Source organism: Mycobacterium sp. (assembly GCF_035633495.1).
Lineage (GTDB): Bacteria > Actinomycetota > Actinomycetes > Mycobacteriales > Mycobacteriaceae > Mycobacterium.
This window is the reverse complement of the sequence record NZ_DASQEU010000089.1, coordinates 1-20,158: the sequence shown is the minus strand read 5'-3', so window position 1 is coordinate 20,158 and position 20,158 is coordinate 1. Positions and strand designations below refer to the sequence as shown.

The window sequence follows — 20,158 nt, the reverse complement described above, 5'->3', positions numbered from 1 at the left end:
TGGGACTCGTCCATCCGATCGGCCAACTCGGCCACCTGAGTAGGCGACAGGATCACCGACTCCCGCTTGGGTCGGGTGGTCGTGGCCCGCTTGATCCTGCACGGGTTGGCCTCCAGTAGTTCGTCCTCCACCGCAGTGGCGCAGATGGCGTGCAGCAAGCCGTAGGCGTGGGCTCGGTAGGTGGGTCGATTCGTCAGCGTCCTCGAATACCATTCCCGCACCATCGGGGCGCTCAGGTTCTTGAGCGTGATCGGGCCCAGGGTGGGAGCGACGTGCTCGGCGAGCATCACTCGGTAGTGCTCCCGGGTCGTCTCCTTGAGCGGTCGCTCTCGAATCCACGCCGTGGCGTACTGCAGAACCGTCTGAGCGGTCCTGGCCGCCGTCTCCCGCTCACTGGGTGGGGTCCACTCGTCTCGTTCGATCAGACGGCGCTCTGCCGACAGCCACGCCTCGCCATCCGTCTTCATCGTGAACGTGCTCGGAGCCCGATGTCGGGTGTCTCGATGGAGGTAGGTCGCCTGCCACTTGGTCGAGGGCAGCTTGCGCAGATGCCCCCAGCCCCGTCGATGTGCTCTGCCCGCCATGGTGACCCTCCGTGCCGTTGTCGTGCTATCAGACCCGTCTAGACAGAGTCTGACAGACCCAGCCCACAAGCACGGTATTCTGGCCAATCCCACTGGGAGAGCAGAGTTCCCGTCTACTCCTGTCTAGACCAGTCTGAGTTATGCCGTTGGTACTTCTCCAACGGCAAGGACTTCGACGGCGTCACCGAGCAACTCGTCGACGTTCGCGATCATGCCCGCACCGTCGACCGCGAGGTCAAGTTCGGCCTGAACGGTTTCATCATCGCCCGCGACACGGAGAAGGAAGCGAAGGAGACCCTGCGCGAGATCATCGACATGGCCAACAAGCCGGCGGTCGAGGGCTTCCGCGGCGCCGTTCAGCAGGCCGGCAGTTCGACGTCGGACAAGCGCGGCATGTGGGCAGACTCCAGCTTCGAGGACCTGGTGCAGTACAACGACGGCTTCCGCACGCAACTGATCGGCACGCCCGAACAGATCGCCGAACGGATCGCTGCCTACCGCAAACGGGGCGTCGATCTGATCCTTGGTGGCTTCCTCCACTTCCAGGAGGAGATCGAGTACTTCGGTGCGAACGTCCTGCCCTTGGTGCGCGAAATCGAGCAGTCCGAAGAGGATTCGCGCGACCGGCCGGTGTTGGTCTCCGCCTGAGCGTCGCGGGTTTGCTCACCGACGGGCATAGGCCGCTCGCCACCCGCACCCGGGTCGACCTCCCGGCTCGGTGCGCTAGCGTGGGTGAACGAATCGCCCAACACAGGAGGGGACATGTCGTATCCATCCGGTCCGCCCGCTAGCTCGGGGTACCCGTCTGGGCCGCCGCAGGCGCAGTACAGCGCGCCCACTCAGCAGTTCGGCCAGGCGCCCGAGGCCGCCCCGGCGGGACCCAGCAAGCTTCCGTTCTATCTGGACATCGGGGTCGCGGCGCTCGGGTTGGCCGCCTATCTGACCACCTTCGCCCTCGACAGCGGCACCACCATCGGTCCGATCGCCGCCATTCTGGCCGGGCTCCTCGCGGGTGTCGGCCTGGTGCCGAAGCAGAACAGCCACTTCGGCGTGGTGGCCGTCCTGGCCGTCCTCGGGTTCCTGCTGGTCCTGTCCGACCTGATCAACGTCGGGGTGAGCAACGTCGACTGGCCGTGGTACCTGCTAATCGTCTTCACGTTGCTGCAGGCGCTCGTCGCCGTCGCCGCGCTGCTCCTGGACGCGGGCGTCATCACCGCGCCGGTGCCGAAGCCGAAGTACGAACAGCAGAACCCCTACGGCCAGTACGGCGCGCCAGGAAACTACTACGGCCAGCCGCAGCACGGCGGCCCTCCGCACCAGCAGGGCCCGCCGCAGCAGCGGGGCGCTTACCCGCAGCAGTACGGCGGCTACCCGGGCGGCCCGTCGACCGGCGGGTTCAGTGCCCAGCCGGCGCAACAGAACCCGCCGCAGCCGAGCGGCCCGCCGACGCCTCCGACGGGTTTCCCGGCCTTCGGCCAGCCGCAGGGCGCCATCGGGTCCCAGCCGCCGCAGACGTTCGAAACGCAGCAACCACAACAGCAGGCTGCGCCGCAATCGGCTCCGCCGCCGTCATAATCTCTAGCGGCGCGCACCCAACCTTCGCGCGTACGAGATTGTGCGAGGAGCGACCCAGCTAGTGGACAACCGGCCAGTCGGCACACGCCAGGCGCGCGACCTGCTCAGGGTCGCGTTCGGGCCGTCGGTCATCGCGTTGGTCGTCATCGCGGCCGTGGTTTTGGTGCAGTTGGTGATCGCCAACAGCGACATGACGGGCGCGTTCGGCGCGATCGCGAGCATGTGGCTGGGCGTACACGGGGTACCGGTGTCCATCGGTGGGGCCGAGTTGGGCGTCATGCCGCTGTTGCCGATGCTGGCGATGGTGTGGGGGACCGCCCGCAACACGGCCGCGGCCACCAGGTCGGGGACGTCCTGGTTCGTCATCCGGTGGATCGTGGCGTCCGCGCTCGGTGGCCCCCTTCTGATCGCCGCGATCGCGCTGGCAGTGATCCACGACGCGTCGTCGGTGCTGACCGAACTTCAGACGCCGAGTGCGACGCTCGCGTTCGGCTCTGTGGTGGCGGTGCACTTCGCAGGAGCCGTGATCGGCGTCGGCACCAGGGTGTCCCGACGGCTGCGGACGATGCCGCACGTGCCCGCGTGGCTGCCCGACGCGTTCCGCGCCGCGTCAGTCGGGGTGCTGGCGCTGTTCGGCTTGTCCGGGGTGATCGCCGCCGGGTCGATGGTCGTGCACTGGGGCACGATGGACTCCCTCTTCGGGATCACCGATTCGGTGTTCGGCCAGTTCAGCCTGACGCTGTTGTCGATGCTCTACGCGCCCAACGTGATCGTCGGCACCGCGGCGGTCGCCGTCGGCTCCAGTGCGCACGTGGGACTGGCGACGTTCAGTTCCTTCACCGTGCTGGGTGGCGACGTCCCCGCCCTCCCGATCCTGGCCGCGGTGCCCAGCCCGCCGCTGGGACCGATCTGGGTGGCGCTGCTGATCGCCGCGGCAGCGTCCGCCGTGGCCGTCGGTCAGCAGTGTGCGCGGCGGGCCCTGCCGCTGCCTGCGGCGGCGGGCAAGTTGGTCGCCGCCTCGGCGATCGCCGCGGTCGTGATGGCGTTGCTCGGCCATGCCGGGGGCGGGCGGCTGGGCAACTTCGGTGACGTCGGTGTCGACCAGACCACGTTCGGCCCGGCGGTGTTCGTGTGGTTCGTCGCGATCGGCGGGCTGACGGTCGTCATGAGTGGCGGCATCGCCCGTCGGCCCAGGGTCCGTCCCGCCCCGGCCGCCCCAGCGCCCGATCCCGTGCCCGATCCGCAACCCGAGACCCTGCCGCTGGTGGCCGAGGCACCGGAGCCGGACGTCGAGCGTGACGACGACGTCGAGGAGATCGTCGCCGAGATCGTCGTGGACGAACCGGAGGAGCCGCAACCCGCCCCCGTCCGGACGGTGCCGCGGGACGTGTTCGACCTCGACGACGACCCCGAGGCGCACTTCTTCACCGACGACGACGCAGGCAGCGACGAGCCGCGGCGTTCCTCCGATTAGGCTGCATCGAGTGCAGCCCCCGCTTCGTGTCCCCGCCAGCGCGCCGGCACGGCTGGTCGTCCTGGCATCGGGCACGGGTTCGCTGCTGGAATCGATGCTCGAAGCCGCCGTCGGCGAATATCCCGCGCGCGTGGTGGCGGTCGGGACCGATCGTGAGTGCCGGGCGCTGGAGATAGCCGAGGCCGCCTCGTTGCCCCGCTACACGGTCCGTCTCGGTGACCATGCCGACCGGCAGGCGTGGGACGCCGCGATCACCGAGGCGACGGCGGCACACCAGCCTGATCTGGTGGTGTCCGCCGGCTTCATGAAGATCCTTGGCCCGCAATTCCTTTCGCGCTTTATCGGTCGAGTCGTCAACACGCATCCGGCGCTGCTGCCTGCCTTCCCCGGCACGCACGCGGTGCCCGACTCACTGGCCTACGGCGTTCGGGTCACCGGCTGTACGGTGCACCTCGTCGACGCGGGGATGGACACCGGGCCGATCCTGGCGCAGGAGGCAGTGGCCGTTCTCGACGACGACGACGAGGCCGCCCTGCACGAGCGGATCAAGGTCGTCGAGCGGCGACTGTTGGTGGAGGTACTCGCCGCGATGGCAACGCGCGGTGTGACGTGGACGGGACGAAGGGCAGCGATCGGATGACCGAGCATGACGGCAGGCGGGCGATCCGTCGCGCGCTGATCAGCGTGTACGACAAGACGGGACTCGCCGAGCTGGCGCGTGGCCTGCACGATGCCGGCGTGGCCATCGTGTCGACCGGCTCCACCGCGAAAACCATTGCCGCCAGCGGTGTCCCGGTGACAGACGTCGAGGACGTCACGGGCTTCCCCGAGGTGCTCGACGGCCGCGTGAAGACACTGCACCCCCGCGTGCACGCCGGGCTGCTGGCCGACACCCGCAAGGCCGAGCACCTGGCCGCGCTTGATGAGCTCGGCGTCGCCGCCTTCGAACTCGTGGTCGTCAACCTGTATCCGTTCACCGAGACCGTCGAGTCCGGTGCCAGCGAGGACGAGTGCGTCGAGCAGATCGACATCGGCGGGCCGTCGATGGTGCGGGCGGCCGCGAAGAACCACCCCAGTGTGGCGGTGGTCGTCGAGCCGCTCGGCTACGACGGTGTGCTCGCCGCGGTACGGGCCGGCGGGTTCACGCTGGCGGAGCGGAAGCGGCTGGCGTCCTTGGCGTTTCGCCACACCGCCGAGTACGACGTCGCCGTCGCCGGCTGGATGGGCTCGAACCTGGCGCCCGAACACGACGACGCGGGGTCGCCGGAGTGGTTCGGCGGGACGTGGAAGCGGTCCGCGGTGTTGCGCTACGGCGAGAACCCGCATCAGCGGGCGGCCCTGTACCGCGACGACTCGTCGTGGCCGGGCCTGGCGCAGGCGGAGCAGTTGCACGGCAAGGAGATGTCGTACAACAACTACACCGATGCCGACGCGGCCTGGCGGGCGGCGTTCGACTACGAGCAGACGTGCGTGGCGATCATCAAGCACGCCAACCCATGTGGCATCGCCGTGTCATCGGTGTCGGTCGCCGACGCGCACCGCAAGGCCCACGAGTGCGATCCGCTCAGCGCGTTCGGTGGCGTCATCGCGGCCAACACGACGGTCAGCGTCGAGATGGCCGAGACGGTCGCCGACATCTTCACCGAGGTGATCATCGCGCCAGCCTACGAACCGGGGGCGGTCGACATCCTGGCACGCAAGAAGAACGTGCGCGTGCTGGTGGCGTCCCAGCCCCGGGTCGGCGGCACGGAGTTCCGTCAGGTCAGCGGCGGCCTGCTCGTGCAGCAGCGAGACGCGCTCGATGCGCCGGGCGACGACCCCGCCACGTGGACGCTCGCGACCGGTACGCCCGCCGACCCCGACACCCTCGCCGACCTGGTGTTCGCCTGGCGTGCCTGTCGTGCGGTGAAGTCGAACGCGATCGTCGTCGCGAAGGACGGTGCGACCGTCGGCGTCGGGATGGGCCAGGTCAACCGGGTCGACGCGGCGCGGCTGGCCGTCGAGCGTGCGGGCGATCGCGTTCGGGGTGCGGTCGCGTCCTCGGATGCGTTCTTCCCCTTCCCCGACGGGCTCGAGGTGCTCACCGCCGCGGGCGTGAAGGCGATCGTTCACCCCGGCGGATCGATGCGTGACGACGTCGTCACCGAGGCGGCCGCGAAGGCGGGCATTGCGCTGTACCTCACGGGCGCGCGGCACTTCGCGCACTGATTCGACGCGAGCGGCCACTTATCTCACGCGAAACGCCGGCGGGCGTGGCACAAGTGGCCATTCGGCGCTGGCACGTCACGGCGTCGTAATTTCGCTCTAAGCGGGTAGCCGGTGCCTCCCGCGGCGAACAGTCGTAGCGTGGAGTAGTGACATCACCTAACGATCTTCCCCGCACCCTCGGCGAGCTGCGCGCCTCCGGGCACCGCGAGCGGGGCGTGAAGGCCGAAATCCGGGAGAATCTGCTGGCCGCGCTCGGTGAGGGCCGCAACGTGTGGACCGGCATCCTCGGCTTCGAGGACACCGTCATCCCTCAACTGGAACGGGCCCTGATCGCCGAGCACGACGTCGTGCTCCTCGGCGAACGTGGCCAGGGCAAGACGCGACTGCTGCGATCGCTGACGAACCTGCTCGACGAGTGGACGCCCGTGATCGAGGGATCCGAGCTGCACGAGCACCCGTACACGCCGATCACGCCCGAGTCGATCCGGCGGGCGGCCACCTTCGGCGATGACCTGCCCATCGCCTGGCTGCACCGCAGCGAGCGGTACACCGAGAAGCTCGCCACGCCCGACACCAGCGTCGCCGACCTCGTCGGCGACATCGACCCGATCAAGGTGGCCGAGGGCCGCAGCCTGGGCGATCCGGAAACCATCGCGTTCGGCCTGATCCCGCGGGCACACCGCGGCATCGTGGCGATCAACGAGCTGCCCGACCTCGCCGAACGCATCCAGGTGTCGATGCTCAACGTGATGGAGGAACGCGACATCCAGGTCCGCGGCTACACGCTGCGGCTGCCGCTCGACGTGCTCGTCGTCGCCAGCGCGAACCCCGAGGACTACACCAACCGCGGCCGCATCATCACGCCGCTCAAGGACCGGTTCGGCGCCGAGATTCGCACCCACTACCCGTTGGCGCTCGAGGCCGAGGTGGGTGTCATCAAGCAGGAGTCCCACCTGCCCGCGGCGGTGCCCGACTACCTGCTGCAGATTCTGGCCCGATTCGCCCGCTCGCTGCGCGAGTCGCAGTCGGTCGACCAGCGCTCCGGGGTGTCGGCGCGGTTCGCGATCGCCGCGGCCGAGACGGTCGCCGCGGCGGCCACGCACCGCTCCGCGATCCTGGGCGAGCAGGATCCCGTCGCGCGGGTGGTCGATCTGGGCACCATCATCGACGTGCTGCGGGGCAAGCTGGAGTTCGAGTCCGGCGAGGAGGGGCGTGAGCAGGCGGTGCTCGAGCATCTGCTGCGACGCGCCACGGCCGATACTGCGCAACGGCTGCTCGGCGGTCTGGACGTGGGGCCGCTGGTCACGGCCGTCGAGGACGGTGCCCCGGTGACGACGGGTGAACGTGTCTCGGCCAAGGACGTGCTGGCCGCGCTGCCGGATCTGCCGGTCGTCGACGCCGTCGCCGAACGGCTCGGCGCGCAGACCGACGGCGAACGTGCGGCGGCCTTGGAGTTGGCGCTCGAGGCTCTCTATCTGGCGAAGCGCATCGACAAGGTGTCCGGCGAAGGCGAAACGATCTATGGCTAAACGCACGTCGCGGTATTCGCGGTATTCCGGCGGGCCCGACCCGCTGGCGCCTCCGGTCGACCTACGCGAGGCGCTCGAGCAGATCGGCCAGGACGTCATGGAGGGCAGTTCGCCGCGACGTGCGCTGGCCGAGCTGATGCGACGCGGCACTGAGAACATGCGCGGCGCCGACCGGCTGGCCGCCGAGGCCAACCGCAAGCGGCGAGAGCTGTTGCAGCGCAACAACCTCGACGGCACACTTCAGGAGATCAAGAAGCTGCTCGACGAGGCCGTGCTGGCCGAGCGCAAGGAGCTGGCCCGCGCGCTCGACGACGACGCCCGGTTCAACGAGCTCCAACTGGAGGCGCTGCCGCCGTCCCCCGCGAAGGCCGTTCAGGAACTGTCCGAGTACGACTGGCGCAGTGACGAGGCGCGGCAGAAGTACGAGCAGATCAAGGACCTCATGGGCCGGGAGATGCTCGATCAGCGCTTCGCGGGCATGAAGGAGGCGTTGGAGAACGCCACCGACGAAGACCGTCAGCGCGTCAACGACATGCTCGACGACCTGAACGAGTTGCTGGACAAGCACGCCAGCGGGCAGGACTCGCCCCAGGACTTTCAAGACTTCATGGACAAGCACGGCGAATTCTTCCCCGAGAACCCGAAGAACATCGACGAGCTTCTGGACTCGCTGGCCAAGCGGGCGGCCGCCGCCCAGCGGTTCCGCAACAGCCTGTCCGCCGACCAACGCGCGGAACTGGACGCGTTGTCGCAGCAGGCCTTTGGCTCGCCGTCATTGACCAATGCCCTCAACAAGCTGGACGCGCACCTGCAGAGCGCCAGGCCGGGTGAGGACTGGCAGGGGTCGGAGCGCTTCCAGGGCGACAACCCGATGGGCATGGGGGAGGGCGCGCAGGCGCTGGCCGACATCGGTGAGCTAGAGCAACTCGCCGAGCAGCTGTCGCAGAGCTATGCCGGGGCGCAGATGGACGACGTCGACCTCGACATGCTTGCCCGCCAGCTCGGTGACCAGGCAGCGATCGACGCCCGCACGCTGTCCGAACTCGAACGCGCGCTGATGAATCAGGGCTTCCTGGACCGTGACGCCGACGGTCAGTGGCGACTGTCGCCCAAGGCCATGCGTCAGCTGGGCCAGATGATCCTTCGCGATGTGGCGCAACAACTCTCGGGACGCCACGGCGAACGCGACACCCGTCGCGCCGGTGCCGCCGGTGAACTGACCGGCGCCACTCGGCCATGGCAGTTCGGCGACACCGAGCCGTGGAATGTGACACGGACGCTGACCAACGCGGTGCTGCGCCAGGCCGGTAGTGGTCTCGCGGAGCTGCCCATGCGGATCACGGTCGACGACGTCGAGATCTCCGAGACCGAGACCCGTACCCAGTCTGCGGTGGCGCTTCTGGTCGACACGTCGTTCTCGATGGTGATGGAGAACCGTTGGCTGCCCATGAAGCGCACCGCGCTGGCGCTGCACCAGCTGATCAGCACGCGGTTCCGCTCGGACGACCTCCAGATCATCGCGTTCGGACGGTATGCGCGCACCGTCAGCGCCGCCGAACTGACCGGCCTCGAAGGCGTGTACGAGCAGGGCACCAACCTGCACCACGCGCTGGCACTGGCGTCGCGTCACCTGCGTCGCCATCCCAACGCGCAACCGGTGGTCCTCGTCGTCACCGACGGCGAGCCCACGGCGCACCTGGAGGACTACGGCGATGGCGAGGGTGCGTCGGTGTACTTCGACTACCCGCCGCATCCCCGGACCATCGCCCACACCGTGAAGGGCTTCGACGAGATCGCGCGACTGGGTGCGCAGGTGACCATCTTCCGCCTCGGCAGCGACCCGGGTTTGGCGCGTTTCATCGACCAGGTGGCCCGGCGTGTGGAGGGCCGGGTCGTCGTGCCCGATCTCGACGGACTCGGCGCCGCTGTCGTCGGTGACTACCTACGCTCGCGTCGCAGGCGCTGAGGCTATTGCTGGGACTTGCGCTTCTTGCGCTTGACGCCGACGCTGCCCCATAGGGAGAAGCCGCGGATGGTGATGTGCGGTGCGCCGGGGGAGCCCTCGTCGCCGACGTGGTCGAACGCACCCATCACACCGACGCCGCGGACGTCGACGTTCAGCTCGGGCGGCAGCAAGATGGTCTGCCCTCCGAAGATCGAATACGAGTGGATCTCCACGTCGGCCGCGGTGAAGTCGGCGTACCGCAGGTCGATCACGCCGCCGCCGAAGACCGCCACCGACGTCAATCGTTTCGGCACGTTCCACCGGCCGCGTCGCTCGAAGCCGCTCATGATCGCCAGCAACAGTGTGGACGGTGCGGGTAGCCCGGGTCCGACGTCGGGCGACGTCGTGGCGATGCCCGGCAGGTCGGAACTGAGGCGATCCAGCTCGTCGAACGTCTGCGCCGCGTAGGCCTTCTTCAGCCGGTCCTCGTATTCGCTCATTTCCAGGCGACCCTGAGCGGCGGCATCGGCGAGCAACTGCGCCACCGCGATGCGATCGGTGTCGGCAGCACGCATCGATCCGGATCGCGACGCTCCATTGCTCATCGAGAACGAGCCTACGACGAACGCTCAGACTTGCAAGGTGCCCTGCGCAGAAGTTGCCAAAGCGCGACTACGCCAGGATGAGGCGAGCGGTGATCGCGATCGATGCGCGTGATCCCCCGGTCCAGGTACAGGAGGCGATCTCGACCTTCGGCTCGGTTCGGCCCCGCCGGCGGGCAATGGAGGTGTAGCCGCCCAACGAGCGGTTGGCTATGGTGTCTGAGACCGCACGCGACTGAATGGAGAAGGCTGGTTGACACTCATGGCAGCTGCTCCGATTGCTTTCGATGAGCACCAGCCCAACTGACCCGGTAACTGCCTCGCTAGACGATCAGGCAGGACACGCCGAATCGGCAGCACCCAGCAGCGGCCGCACACCTCGAGCCCGTCATCCGAGCGCTACGAAACGCCCTACGCTCCAGCAGCGATTCGAGGAGTCCCGCCTCGGCAGGCGCGTCATCAGCGGGATCATCGTGGTGATCCTTGGTACTCAGGTGGTGTGGAGTATGCCCGACTCCGCTATCAGGAGGGGCCTGATGCCCATCGTCGAACCGGCCAACGCCATCAACGTCAACGAACGTTGGTCGATGTTCGCACCGGATACCGGCACGAGGGTCTGGTGGTTCGAGATTGACGTGACGATGGCCGACGGCAGCACTCGTGTGTGGAGGATTGATCCGAACTCACCGCTCGAGAGGATCTTCCTACCGGATCGCTGGCGACTGATGACGGAAACGGCGATACGTCAACAAGACGGGCGTAGAGATTTCGCCCGATGGGTGGTTGACAGAGTCACCGAACCGTCGGACCGGCCGGTCAAAGTGGTGATGATGTTTCACTTCAAGGTCTTGGCGCCACCAGGGCAACCTTCAAAGGGCTCGACCGGAACCAAGGTTCTCTACGAAGAAGTGCTGACAGGGCAACGATGACTTCGTCGAAGCGCTGGCGGCCCGCATCGGTTTTCAAAGGGCTGAGCAACGGATGGTCCAGCTTCTGGTTCTCGCTGGAACCTGCATACACGCTCGGTCTTGTTCGAATGGCGTTTGGCGCACTCATGGTGTATGTGACGGTCGATCTACTTCCTGGGATACCCGTACTCTTCAGCGAGAACGGACCGGTGCCGACCCAGCCCAGTACACAGAACTATCTCTGGATACACGCGTACCAGTACGGAATCTTTCAGATTTGGACAAGCGATACGGCAGTTCTGATCGCCTGGATTCTTCTCCTGCTGTCTGCGGTCTCACTGACTGTCGGCTGGCACAGCCGGCTCTCCGCCCTGCTTGTCTTTATCCTCTTCTTGTCCTTCGTCAGGCGCAACCCAGCAATCTTCAACGCCGGAGATTTCGTCATGACCAATACGGCCCTCATCTTGGCGATCTCCGCGTGCGGCGCGGCGTTGTCCCTCGACCAGCGCCGACGAAACGGGCGATTTTGGTCGGCAGAAGAACGGGTACGCTGGCCTATTCGATTGCTGCAGGTGCAACTTTCGCTGATCTATTTCTTCACGGCTCAGACGAAGTTCATCGGCGAGGCATGGAACGATGGTTCTGCCGTCTCCTTCCCGTGGCGGGTCTACCACGATTGGGCCATCCTCCCTGCCCCGCAGTGGGTGGCCGAGAATCCCTTCTTGGTCAACGTCGCAACGTGGGGCACCATTGCGATCGAACTAGCGCTCGCTATCCTGGTGTGGAACCCGCGGCTGCGCTACTGGGTACTCGGTGCGGGAGTCGTTCTGCACGTCCTGATTTGGCTCAATCTGTCTGTCATGTTCTTCGGCCTCGCGATGTTCGTCCTCTATCTCGCCTGGGTGCCCTGGGAGACCGCGCGGGATTTGCCAGATCAGGTCAGACGCGCATTGGGTCGGCGGCTCAAGCGGCTTTCCCCGCAGCCCGACGAAGCTGTCGATGATTCGGGGAAGGCATCGCGGAGCGCGACGACCCAGCCCGAAACCACCACGACTTAGGGCGCGCGATCGCGGCCTAAGTTTGCCAGCGCGGCGGCCGCTTCTCAAGGAAGGCCAGCATGCCTTCGCGGGCCTCGTCGGACACGAACAGCTTGGCCGACTGCGCGGTCAGCGCAACGGCGCGGCGGTCGAAGGTCGAAAGGATCGGCGCCGTCGTCAACGCCTTCGATGCTGCCAGCCCCTGGGGCGACCCCTTGCCGATCGCGGCGGCCAGCGCCGCCACCGCGGCGGCGACGTCCTCAGTGGCCACCGTGATCAGCCCGTTGTCGGCAGCCTCGGCTGCACCGAACTTCTCTCCGGTGACGAAGAACCGCGCGGCCGCCCGCGGCGACATCTTCGGCAGCAGCGTCAGCGAGATGATTGACGGCGCAACGCCGATGCGTGCCTCGGTCAATGCGAACGTGCTGGCCGAACCGGCCACGACGAGGTCGCACGCCCCGATCAACCCCATGCCGCCGGCGCGGACATGGCCGTCGATGGCGCCGATGACCGGCACGGGGAGTTCCAGAATCGCCCGCAACAGGTCGGTCATCTCGCGTGCCCGAGCGACGGACACCTCCGCGAGATCGTGGCCGGCCGCCTCGGACAGGTCGGCGCCCGCACAGAAGGTGCCGCCGGTGTGGCCGAGCACCACGGTGCGAACGCTCGGCTCCGCCGCCGCGGCGCGGAACCCTTCGTGCAGCTGGGACACCAGCGCGGTGGACAACGCGTTTCGGTTGTGCGGCGAGTCCAGCGTCAGCCGCGCGACGCTGCCCTCGACCGCATATCGGACCAGCTGGCTCATCAGTAGGACCGGGGGAGGCCCAGCGACGTCTGCGCGATGAAGTTGAGGATCATCTCCCGGCTGACCGGCGCGATGCGCGCCAGACGCGAGGCCGTCAGCACCGACGCGATGCCGTACTCCTTGGTCAAGCCGTTGCCACCCAATGACTGCACGGCCTGGTCGACGGCGCGCACCGAGGCCTCGCCGGCCGCGTACTTGGCCATGTTCGCGGCCTCGGCGGCACCGGAGTCGTCGCCGCCGTCGTAGAGCGTGGCGGCCTTCTGCATCATCAGCTTGGCCAGTTCGATCTCGATGTAGTTCTGCGCCAACGGGTGTGAGATGCCCTGGTGCGCACCGATCGGCGTCTTCCACACCTGGCGGGTCTTGACGTAGTCAGCAGCCTTGTTGATGGCGAAGCGGCCCATGCCGACCGCGCTCGCGGCACCCATGATGCGCTCGGGGTTCAAGCCGGCGAAGAGCTGCGCGATGGCGGCGTCCTCGGCGCCGACGAGCGCGTCGGCGGGCAGGCGCACCTCGTCGAAGAAGAGCTGAAACTGGTTCTCGGGGCTGACGATCTCCATGTCGATCTTCGTCCAGGACACCCCGGGCGTATCGGTTGGGACGACGAACAGGGCGGGCTTGAGCGATTCGGACGTGGCCCCTGGGCTGGATTGGGAGGTCCGGCTGACGACGAGGATCGCCTGCGCCTGATCGACACCGGAGATGTACACCTTCTGCCCCGACAGGATCCAGTCGTCGCCGTCTCGGCGGGCGGTGGTGGTGATCCTGTGCGAGTTGGAGCCCGCGTCGGGTTCGGTGATGGCGAACGCCATGGTGATCGAGCCGTCGGCGATGCCGGGGATCCAGCGTTTCTTCTGTTCCTCGGTGCCGAACTTGCCGATGATCGTGCCGTTGATGGCGGGGGACACGACCATCATCAGCAGGGCGCACCCGTGGGCCGACATCTCCTCCATGACGAGCGACAGCTCGTACATGCCCGCGCCGCCGCCGCCGTACTCCTCTGGGAGGTTCACCCCGATGAAGCCGAGCTTACCTGCCTCACTCCACAATTCGGTGGTGTGTTCGCCGGTGCGGGCCTTCTCCAGGTAGTAGTCCGGCCCGTAGCTGGCGGCCATGGCCGCGACGGCCTTGCGCAACTCCTGCTGTTCGTCGGTCTCGATGAAACTCATGATTCTCCTTGGGGATTCTCGATGCGGGCCAGTACGGCGCCGACGTCGACCTGTTGGCCGGCCGTCACGTTGAGTTCGGCGAGCACGCCACCGGTGGGCGCGGCGATGGTGTGCTCCATCTTCATGGCCTCCAGCCAGATCAATGCCTGACCCGCCTTGACCCGGTCGCCGACCGACGCGGCGACCTTGGTCACCGAGCCTGGCATCGGCGCCAGTAGGGAGCCCTGCGGATGAGCGGAGTCCGGATCGGGGAAGCGAGGTCGGGCGGTGAGGCGGACCGGGCCCAGCGGGGAGTCGACGAACACGTCATCGCGATGGCGCGCCACGTCGAAGGGCCGCTCCACGCCGCCGGTCGACAGCACGACCCGGGTCGGCGTCGACGACACCAGGGTCACCGCCTCGGCGCCGTCGAAGCCGTCGAGGTCGAGCCCGCCGCGGCCGAAGCGGTACCGCACCGCGTGCTCGTCACCCGCGGCGTCGACGTAACCCTTGGTCTGGAAGCCGGACGCGAGGTTGCGCCAGCCACTGGGCAGGCCGCCGAGGACGTTTGCGGCGCTTCGGTTCTCGGCAGCGTCGGCGAGGGCCGCGGCCACTGCCGACAGCGCAGGCGCCGAGGGATCGGCCAACGGCGCGGCCAGTTCGGCCAGCCCGTGGGTGTCGAAGAACGCGGTGTCGGTGGCACCGTCGAGGAACGCCGGATGCCGCAGGACGTTCACCAACAGGTCTCGGTTGGTCGTGATGCCGTGCAGGCGCGTGCGGGCCAGCGCGTCGGCCAGGATGGCGACGGCCTGCCTCCGCGTCGGGGCGTACGAGATGACCTTGGCCAGCATGGGGTCGTAGAACGCCGACACCGCGGATCCGTCGACGACCCCGGAGTCGACACGCACGCCGGCGCGGCCGAGCAGCCCGAACTCGGTAAGGGTGGGCGGGACCTCGAAGCGGTGGATGGGTCCGGCCTGCGGCTGCCAGCCCTTGGCCGGGTCCTCCGCGTAGAGCCGCGCCTCGATCGAATGTCCTTGTGTGGCAGGCGGTTCGGCATCGAACCGACCGCCGTCGGCGACCAGCAGCTGCAACTCGACGAGATCGAGCCCGGTGGTCTCCTCGGTGACGGGGTGTTCGACCTGCAGGCGCGTGTTCATCTCGAGGAAGAAGAAGTCGCCGCCGTCATCGGCCATGAACTCGACGGTCCCAGCGCCGGTGTAACCGATGGCCTCGGCGGCCAGTCGCGCCGCATCGAACAGCTTGGCGCGCATGCCGGCAGTGCGTTCGACCAGCGGCGACGGGGCCTCCTCGATGATCTTCTGATGGCGGCGCTGGATCGAGCATTCGCGCTCGCCGACCGCCCACACGGCGCCGTGGGCGTCGGCCATCACCTGTACCTCGACGTGGTGGCCGGTCGCGAGGTAGCGCTCACAGAACACCGTCGGATCACCGAATGCGGACTGCGCTTCGCGACGTGAGGCCTCCGCCTGCTTGGGCAGCTCGGCGAGTTCGCGGACCACCCGCATGCCGCGGCCACCGCCACCGGCCGACGCCTTGATCAGCACCGGCAGCTGCTCGGCGGTGACGGTGTCGGGGTCGAGCTCGTCGAGCACCGGCACGCCCGCCGCGGCCATCATCTTCTTTGCCTCGATCTTGCTCCCCATCGCCTGCACCGCGGCGACCGGAGGACCGATCCACGTCAGCCCGGCGTCTTGCACCGCGGCGGCGAATTCGGCGTTCTCGGAGAGGAACCCGTAGCCGGGGTGGATCGCGTCGGCACCCGACGCCCGCGCCGCCGCGATCAGCTGGGCGGCATCGAGATAGCCGTTGCGGCCGTCGAGGCGCACCCGCACGTCGGCCTCGGCGACGTGGGGGGCTCGTGCGTCGGGGTCGGTGTAGACGGCGACGGTGCCGACGCCGAGGCGACGGCACGTGGCGAACACGCGGCGGGCGATCTCACCGCGGTTGGCGACCATGACTCGGTTGATCATCAGAGTCTCTCTCTCGCCGAAACTGCGGTTGTTGACGGGTTTCGGCCGATATCGGTCAACAACGGTAGTTTCGGCGAAGAGTTGGGCACGCTGCTCACATCCGGAAGACGCCGAAGTTCGACGTCCCCTCGATCGGGCCGTTGGCGATGGCGGACAGGCACATTCCCAGGACCGTACGGGTGTCACGTGGATCGATGACGCCGTCGTCGAACATCCGGCCCGACAGGAACATCGGTAGTGACTCGGCTTCGATCTGGGCCTCGATCGCTGCGCGGAGGGCGGCGTCGGCGTCCTCGTCGACCTGCTGACCCCGGGCCTCGGCGGCGGCGCGGCTGACGATCGAGATGACGCCCGCCAGTTGGGTGCCGCCCATCACCGCGGACTTCGCGCTGGGCCAGGCGAACAGGAAGCGCGGGTCGTACGCCCGCCCGCACATGCCGTAGTGACCCGCGCCGTAGGACGCACCGAGCAGCAGCGAGATGTGCGGCACGGTCGAGTTGGAGACGGCGTTGATCATCATCGAGCCGTGCTTGATCATGCCCCCTTCCTCGTACGCCTTCCCGACCATGTAACCGGTCGTGTTGTGCAGGAACAACAGTGGCGTGTTGGACCTGTTGGCGAGCTGGATGAACTGGGTGGCCTTCTGAGATTCCTCGCTGAACAACACACCGCGCGCGTTGGCGAGAATGCCGATCTGGTAGCCGTGCAGCGTGGCCCAGCCCGTCACCAGCGATCCGCCGTAGAGCGGCTTGAACTCGTCGAACCGGGAGCCGTCGACGATGCGGGCGATCACGTCGCGCGGGTCGAACGGCACGCGCAGGTCGGCGGGCACGATGCCGATGAGCTCGTCGGCGTCGAAGAGCGGTTCGCTCACCGGCCCTGGCGTCGGCCCGGCCTTCCGCCAGTTGAGGCGGGCCACGATGCGGCGGCCGATGCGGATGGCGTCGAGTTCGTCGAAGGCGAAGTAGTCGGCCAAACCAGAAGTGCGGGCGTGCATTTCGGCGCCGCCGAGGGATTCGTCGTCGGACTCCTCGCCGGTGGCCATCTTCACCAGCGGCGGCCCGGCGAGGAATACCTTGGAGCGTTCCTTGATCATCACGACGTGGTCGGACATGCCGGGCACGTAGGCGCCCCCCGCGGTGGAGTTGCCGAACACCAGCGCGATGGTGGGGATTCCTGCGGCCGACAACCGGGTCAGGTCGCGGAACATCTGACCGCCGGGGATGAAGACTTCCTTCTGCGTCGGTAGGTCCGCGCCGCCCGACTCGACGAGCGATATCACCGGCAGTCGATTCTCGCGGGCAATCTGGTTGGCGCGCAGAATCTTCCGTAGCGTCCAGGGATTGCTGGTGCCACCTTTGACGGTGGGATCGTTGGCGACGATCAGGCACTCGACGCCCTCGACGACGCCGATTCCCGTCACCACGCTGGCGCCAACGTGAAAGTCGCTGCCCCACGCCGCGAGTGGGCTCAGCTCCAGGAAGGGCGAATCGGGGTCGATCAGGAGCTCGACACGCTCGCGAGGGGTCAGCTTGCCGCGGGCGTGATGGCGCTCGACGGACTTGGCGCTGCCGCCCGCCAATGCCTTCGCGTGCTCGGCGTCGAGTTCGGTGAGCTTGACGGTCATGGCCTCGGCCGCCTCGGTGAACGCACGGCCCTTGACGTCGACGAGCGACTTGAGTTGGGTCATGCGTGGTATCCGAGCGTCTTGGCGGCCAGGCTGGTGAGGATTTCCGTCGTTCCCCCGCCGATGCCCAGGATGCGCATGTCGCGGTACTGCCGTTCGACCTCGCACTCGGCCATGTAGCCCATGCCGCCGAACAGCTGGACGGCCTGGTTCGCGACCCACTCGCCCGACTCGACGGCCGTGTTCTTGGCGAAGCAGACGTCGGTGATCAGGTTGGTGTCGCCCGCCAGCTGCCTCTCGACCAGCGCTCGGGTGTACACCCGAGCCACGTCGACCCGTCGCGCCATCTCGGCCAACGTGTTCTGCACCTGCTGGCGCGAGATCAGCGGCCTGCCAAAGGTTTCCCGGTTGCGGCACCACTCGACGGTCAGGTCGAGGCAGCGCTGCGCACTGGAGTAGGCCTGCGCGGCCAGCCCGACGCGCTCGCTGACGAATGCTCCCGCGATCTGCAGGAAGCCACTGTTCTCGGCGCCGACGAGGTTGGTCGCAGGCACTCGCACGTCGGTGTAGGACAGCTCGGCGGTGTCCGACGACCGCCAGCCCATCTTCTCCAGCTTCCGGCTCACTTCGAAGCCCGGCGAGCCCTTGTCGACCACGATCAGCGACACCCCGCCTGCACCGGGGCCACCGGTACGTGCGGCGGTCACGACGTAGTCGGCCCGCACACCCGAGGTGATGTAGGTCTTGGCGCCATTGATGATGAAGTCGTCCCCGTCGCGGACAGCCTTGGTGGTCAGGTGGCCGACGTCCGAACCGCCGCCGGGCTCGGTGATCGCCAGAGAGCCGATCTTCTCGCCGCGCAACGTCGGTCGCACGTACGTCTCGATCAACCGCTCGTCGCCCGAGGCGATCATGTGGGGCACCGCGATGCCGCAGGTGAACAGCGAGGCGAACACTCCGCCCGGTGCGCCCGACTGGTGCATCTCCTCGCAGATGACGACCGCGTCGGCGCCGTCACCGCCACCGCCACCGACGGACTCGGGCATGCCTGCGCCGAGAAGTCCCGCCTCGCCGGCCTTGAGGTGAAGGTCGCGCGGGATGTCGCCGGCGCGCTCCCACTGGTCGACGTTGGGCAGGATCTCGCGTTCGGCGAAGGCGCGCACGGTCTTCCGGAGCTGTTCACGCTCGGGCGTCGTCCAGATACTCATGGGATCAGGGCCTCCGGGATGTCGAGATGGCGGGCGCGCAACCATTCGCCGAGCCCCTTGGCCTGGGGGTCGAAGCGGGCCTGATGGGCCACCCCCCTGCCGAGGATGCCCTCGATGACGAAGTTCACTGCGCGCAGGTTGGGCAGCAGGTATCGGGTAACCGGCAGATCACTTGTCTCCGGGAGCAACTCGCGCAGTTGGTCGACGGTGAGCGTGTGGGCGAGCCAGCGCCACTGGTCGTCGGTGCGTACCCACACCCCGACGTTGGCGTTGCCGCCCTTGTCGCCGCTGCGGGCGCCGACGATGAGTCCGAGGGGTACCCGCCGGGTGGTGCCCGCGGGCAGGCGTTCCGGCAGTGCGGGCGGGTCGACGGGTTCGAGCACCCTGGTCTCGGCGGCGACGGGAATCGCGGTGCGCGTGCCGTCCGCGTGCACGGCGACGTGCGGCACCTCCGTGGCGTCGACGTAGCCGGCCGTGAACACCCCGTACACCTGCCCTTCGCCGGGCGGTGCCGTCGTGGTGAATCCGGGGTAGCTCGCGAGCGCCAATTCGACTGCGGCCGAGGAAAACTGGCGGCCCACGTTGGCCGGATCGGGATCGCGGACCACGCAGCGCAGGAGTGCGCTGGCCGCCTCCTCGGTGTCGGCGTCGGGATGGTCGGTGCGCGCGAGCGTCCACTCCAGCTCGGCGGGCTTCACCGTCAGGCCGGCCTCGAGCTGGCGTCGCACCAGGTCGGCCTTGGCCTCGATGTCCAGGCCGGTCAACACGAACGTCATTGCGTTGCGGAATCCGCCGACGGCGTTCAACGACACCTTGAGCGTCGGCGGTGGCGCCTCGCCGCGGATGCCGGCGATCCGCACGCGGTCGGGCCCGTCGTCGCTCAGCTTCAGGCTGTCGACCCGCAGTGTGACGTCCGGGTTGGCGTAGCGCTCGCCGCCGATTTCGTAGAGCAGCTGTGCGGTGACGGTGTCGACGCTGACCAGACCGCCGGTGCCGGCATGCTTGGTGATCACCGACGACCCGTCGGCATCGATCTCGGCGATCGGGAAGCCCGGGTGCAGCAGGTCGGTCGTCCCCGAGAGCTCCGTGAAGAACGCGAAGTTGCCGCCGGTGGCCTGCGTGCCGCACTCGATGACGTGACCCGCGGCGACGGCGCCCGCGAGGGCGTCGTAGTCGGTCCGGCTCCAGCCGAAGTGGGCCGCTGAGGGCCCCACGATCACCGACGCATCGGTGACCCGGCCGGTGACGACGACATGTGCGCCGGCCTCGAGGCAGTCGACGATGCCCCAGGCGCCCAGGTAGGCGTTGGCCGCGAGGGGCGTGCCGAACCCGAGCTCGCCGGCGCGGCCGACGAGGTCGTCACCCTCGACGTGGGCGACGGTGACGGCGAGTCCGAGCCGCTCCGCCAGCGCCCGCACGGCGGCGGCCAGACCGGCTGGATTGAGCCCGCCCGCGTTGGCGACGATCTTCACTCCGTTGTCCAGCGCGGTTCCGAGGGACTCCTCGAGCTGCGT

15 protein-coding genes and 2 pseudogenes are annotated in these 20,158 nt (G+C 68.0%); 9 read left to right on the top strand and 8 right to left on the bottom strand.

The annotated features are described in order from the left end of the window. Window positions 1-584: pseudogene (locus VET27_RS14030) on the bottom strand (tyrosine-type recombinase/integrase); the annotation flags it as partial. Between the two features lie 147 nt (window positions 585-731). Here VET27_RS14030 and VET27_RS14025 point away from each other — a divergent pair. From VET27_RS14025 to VET27_RS13995, 7 genes and pseudogenes are all read left to right on the top strand, one after another. Further along, window positions 732-1,232, top strand: a pseudogene (locus VET27_RS14025) (LLM class flavin-dependent oxidoreductase); the annotation flags it as partial. Between the two features lie 114 nt (window positions 1,233-1,346). Further along, window positions 1,347-2,159, top strand: a complete 813-nt coding sequence (locus tag VET27_RS14020; protein ID WP_526519067.1) for a DUF5336 domain-containing protein — start codon at window positions 1,347-1,349, stop codon at window positions 2,157-2,159. Between the two features lie 61 nt (window positions 2,160-2,220). After that, window positions 2,221-3,633 carry a cell division protein PerM gene (locus VET27_RS14015; protein ID WP_526519065.1) on the top strand — a complete coding sequence of 471 codons (1,413 nt, stop codon included), beginning with the start codon at window positions 2,221-2,223 and terminating at the stop codon, window positions 3,631-3,633. A gap of 10 nt (window positions 3,634-3,643) precedes the next feature. Then, window positions 3,644-4,273, top strand: a complete 630-nt coding sequence (purN, locus tag VET27_RS14010; protein WP_526519062.1) for a phosphoribosylglycinamide formyltransferase — start codon at window positions 3,644-3,646, stop codon at window positions 4,271-4,273. Then, window positions 4,270-5,841: a bifunctional phosphoribosylaminoimidazolecarboxamide formyltransferase/IMP cyclohydrolase gene (gene purH, locus VET27_RS14005; protein ID WP_526519060.1), complete on the top strand. Its 1,572-nt coding sequence runs from the start codon at window positions 4,270-4,272 to the stop codon at window positions 5,839-5,841. The genes purN and purH overlap by 4 nt, the downstream gene beginning before the upstream one ends. A 146-nt stretch (window positions 5,842-5,987) precedes the next feature. Continuing rightward, window positions 5,988-7,370 (top strand): sigma 54-interacting transcriptional regulator, encoded by a 1,383-nt coding sequence (locus VET27_RS14000; RefSeq protein WP_526519057.1) that lies wholly within the window; start codon window positions 5,988-5,990, stop codon window positions 7,368-7,370. Beyond that, entirely contained in the window at window positions 7,363-9,336 is a 1,974-nt protein-coding gene (locus tag VET27_RS13995) for a vWA domain-containing protein (RefSeq protein WP_526519055.1), read from the top strand. Before VET27_RS14000 ends, VET27_RS13995 begins: the two co-directional genes overlap by 8 nt. Window positions 9,337-9,338: 2 nt before the next feature. On the opposite strand, the gene VET27_RS13990 is transcribed toward VET27_RS13995, so the two are convergent. Next, on the bottom strand, window positions 9,339-9,920 hold the full coding sequence (locus VET27_RS13990) for a DUF1707 domain-containing protein (RefSeq protein WP_526519053.1): 582 nt from the start codon (window positions 9,918-9,920) through the stop codon (window positions 9,339-9,341). Window positions 9,921-10,453: 533 nt separating this feature from the next. Here VET27_RS13990 and VET27_RS13985 point away from each other — a divergent pair. Both VET27_RS13985 and VET27_RS13980 read left to right on the top strand, forming a co-directional pair. After that, on the top strand, window positions 10,454-10,846 hold the full coding sequence (locus VET27_RS13985) for a hypothetical protein (RefSeq protein WP_526519051.1): 393 nt from the start codon (window positions 10,454-10,456) through the stop codon (window positions 10,844-10,846). After that, complete coding sequence (locus tag VET27_RS13980; protein WP_526519048.1) at window positions 10,843-11,883, top strand: HTTM domain-containing protein; 1,041 nt, start codon at window positions 10,843-10,845, stop codon at window positions 11,881-11,883. Before VET27_RS13985 ends, VET27_RS13980 begins: the two co-directional genes overlap by 4 nt. Before the next feature lie 16 nt (window positions 11,884-11,899). On the opposite strand, the gene VET27_RS13975 is transcribed toward VET27_RS13980, so the two are convergent. The 6 genes from VET27_RS13975 to VET27_RS13950 all read right to left on the bottom strand — a co-directional run. Beyond that, entirely contained in the window at window positions 11,900-12,667 is a 768-nt protein-coding gene (locus VET27_RS13975; protein WP_526519046.1) for an enoyl-CoA hydratase family protein, read from the bottom strand. Beyond that, window positions 12,667-13,836: an acyl-CoA dehydrogenase family protein gene (locus VET27_RS13970; RefSeq protein ID WP_526519044.1), complete on the bottom strand. Its 1,170-nt coding sequence runs from the start codon at window positions 13,834-13,836 to the stop codon at window positions 12,667-12,669. The genes VET27_RS13975 and VET27_RS13970 overlap by 1 nt, the downstream gene beginning before the upstream one ends. Beyond that, window positions 13,833-15,809, bottom strand: coding sequence for an acetyl/propionyl/methylcrotonyl-CoA carboxylase subunit alpha (locus VET27_RS13965; protein ID WP_526519041.1), 1,977 nt, complete (start codon window positions 15,807-15,809; stop codon window positions 13,833-13,835). The genes VET27_RS13970 and VET27_RS13965 overlap by 4 nt, the downstream gene beginning before the upstream one ends. A 94-nt stretch (window positions 15,810-15,903) precedes the next feature. Next, entirely contained in the window at window positions 15,904-17,499 is a 1,596-nt protein-coding gene (locus tag VET27_RS13960; RefSeq protein WP_526519039.1) for an acyl-CoA carboxylase subunit beta, read from the bottom strand. Next, a complete protein-coding gene (locus VET27_RS13955) occupies window positions 17,496-18,644 on the bottom strand; it encodes an acyl-CoA dehydrogenase family protein (RefSeq protein WP_526519037.1) in 1,149 nt (382 codons plus the stop codon). Before VET27_RS13955 ends, VET27_RS13960 begins: the two co-directional genes overlap by 4 nt. After that, the coding region (locus VET27_RS13950) for an acyclic terpene utilization AtuA family protein (RefSeq protein ID WP_526519035.1) at window positions 18,641-20,158 on the bottom strand (1,518 nt) is incomplete at its 5' end. The genes VET27_RS13955 and VET27_RS13950, both read right to left, overlap by 4 nt.

Excerpts from the sequence above, each read along its gene's own strand:
- VET27_RS13970 (WP_526519044.1), bottom strand. The coding sequence starts at position 13,836 with ATGAGTTTCATCGAGACCGACGAACAGCAGGAGTTGCGCAAGGCCGTC.
- VET27_RS13990 (WP_526519053.1), bottom strand. The coding sequence starts at position 9,920 with ATGAGCAATGGAGCGTCGCGATCCGGATCGATGCGTGCTGCCGACACC.
- VET27_RS13955 (WP_526519037.1), bottom strand. The coding sequence starts at position 18,644 with ATGAGTATCTGGACGACGCCCGAGCGTGAACAGCTCCGGAAGACCGTG.
- VET27_RS13985 (WP_526519051.1), top strand. The coding sequence starts at position 10,454 with ATGCCCATCGTCGAACCGGCCAACGCCATCAACGTCAACGAACGTTGG.
- purH (WP_526519060.1), top strand. The coding sequence starts at position 4,270 with ATGACCGAGCATGACGGCAGGCGGGCGATCCGTCGCGCGCTGATCAGC.
- VET27_RS14020 (WP_526519067.1), top strand. The coding sequence starts at position 1,347 with ATGTCGTATCCATCCGGTCCGCCCGCTAGCTCGGGGTACCCGTCTGGG.
- VET27_RS13980 (WP_526519048.1), top strand. The coding sequence starts at position 10,843 with ATGACTTCGTCGAAGCGCTGGCGGCCCGCATCGGTTTTCAAAGGGCTG.
- VET27_RS13965 (WP_526519041.1), bottom strand. The coding sequence starts at position 15,809 with ATGATCAACCGAGTCATGGTCGCCAACCGCGGTGAGATCGCCCGCCGC.
- VET27_RS13975 (WP_526519046.1), bottom strand. The coding sequence starts at position 12,667 with ATGAGCCAGCTGGTCCGATATGCGGTCGAGGGCAGCGTCGCGCGGCTG.
- VET27_RS13960 (WP_526519039.1), bottom strand. The coding sequence starts at position 17,499 with ATGACCCAACTCAAGTCGCTCGTCGACGTCAAGGGCCGTGCGTTCACC.
- VET27_RS13995 (WP_526519055.1), top strand. The coding sequence starts at position 7,363 with ATGGCTAAACGCACGTCGCGGTATTCGCGGTATTCCGGCGGGCCCGAC.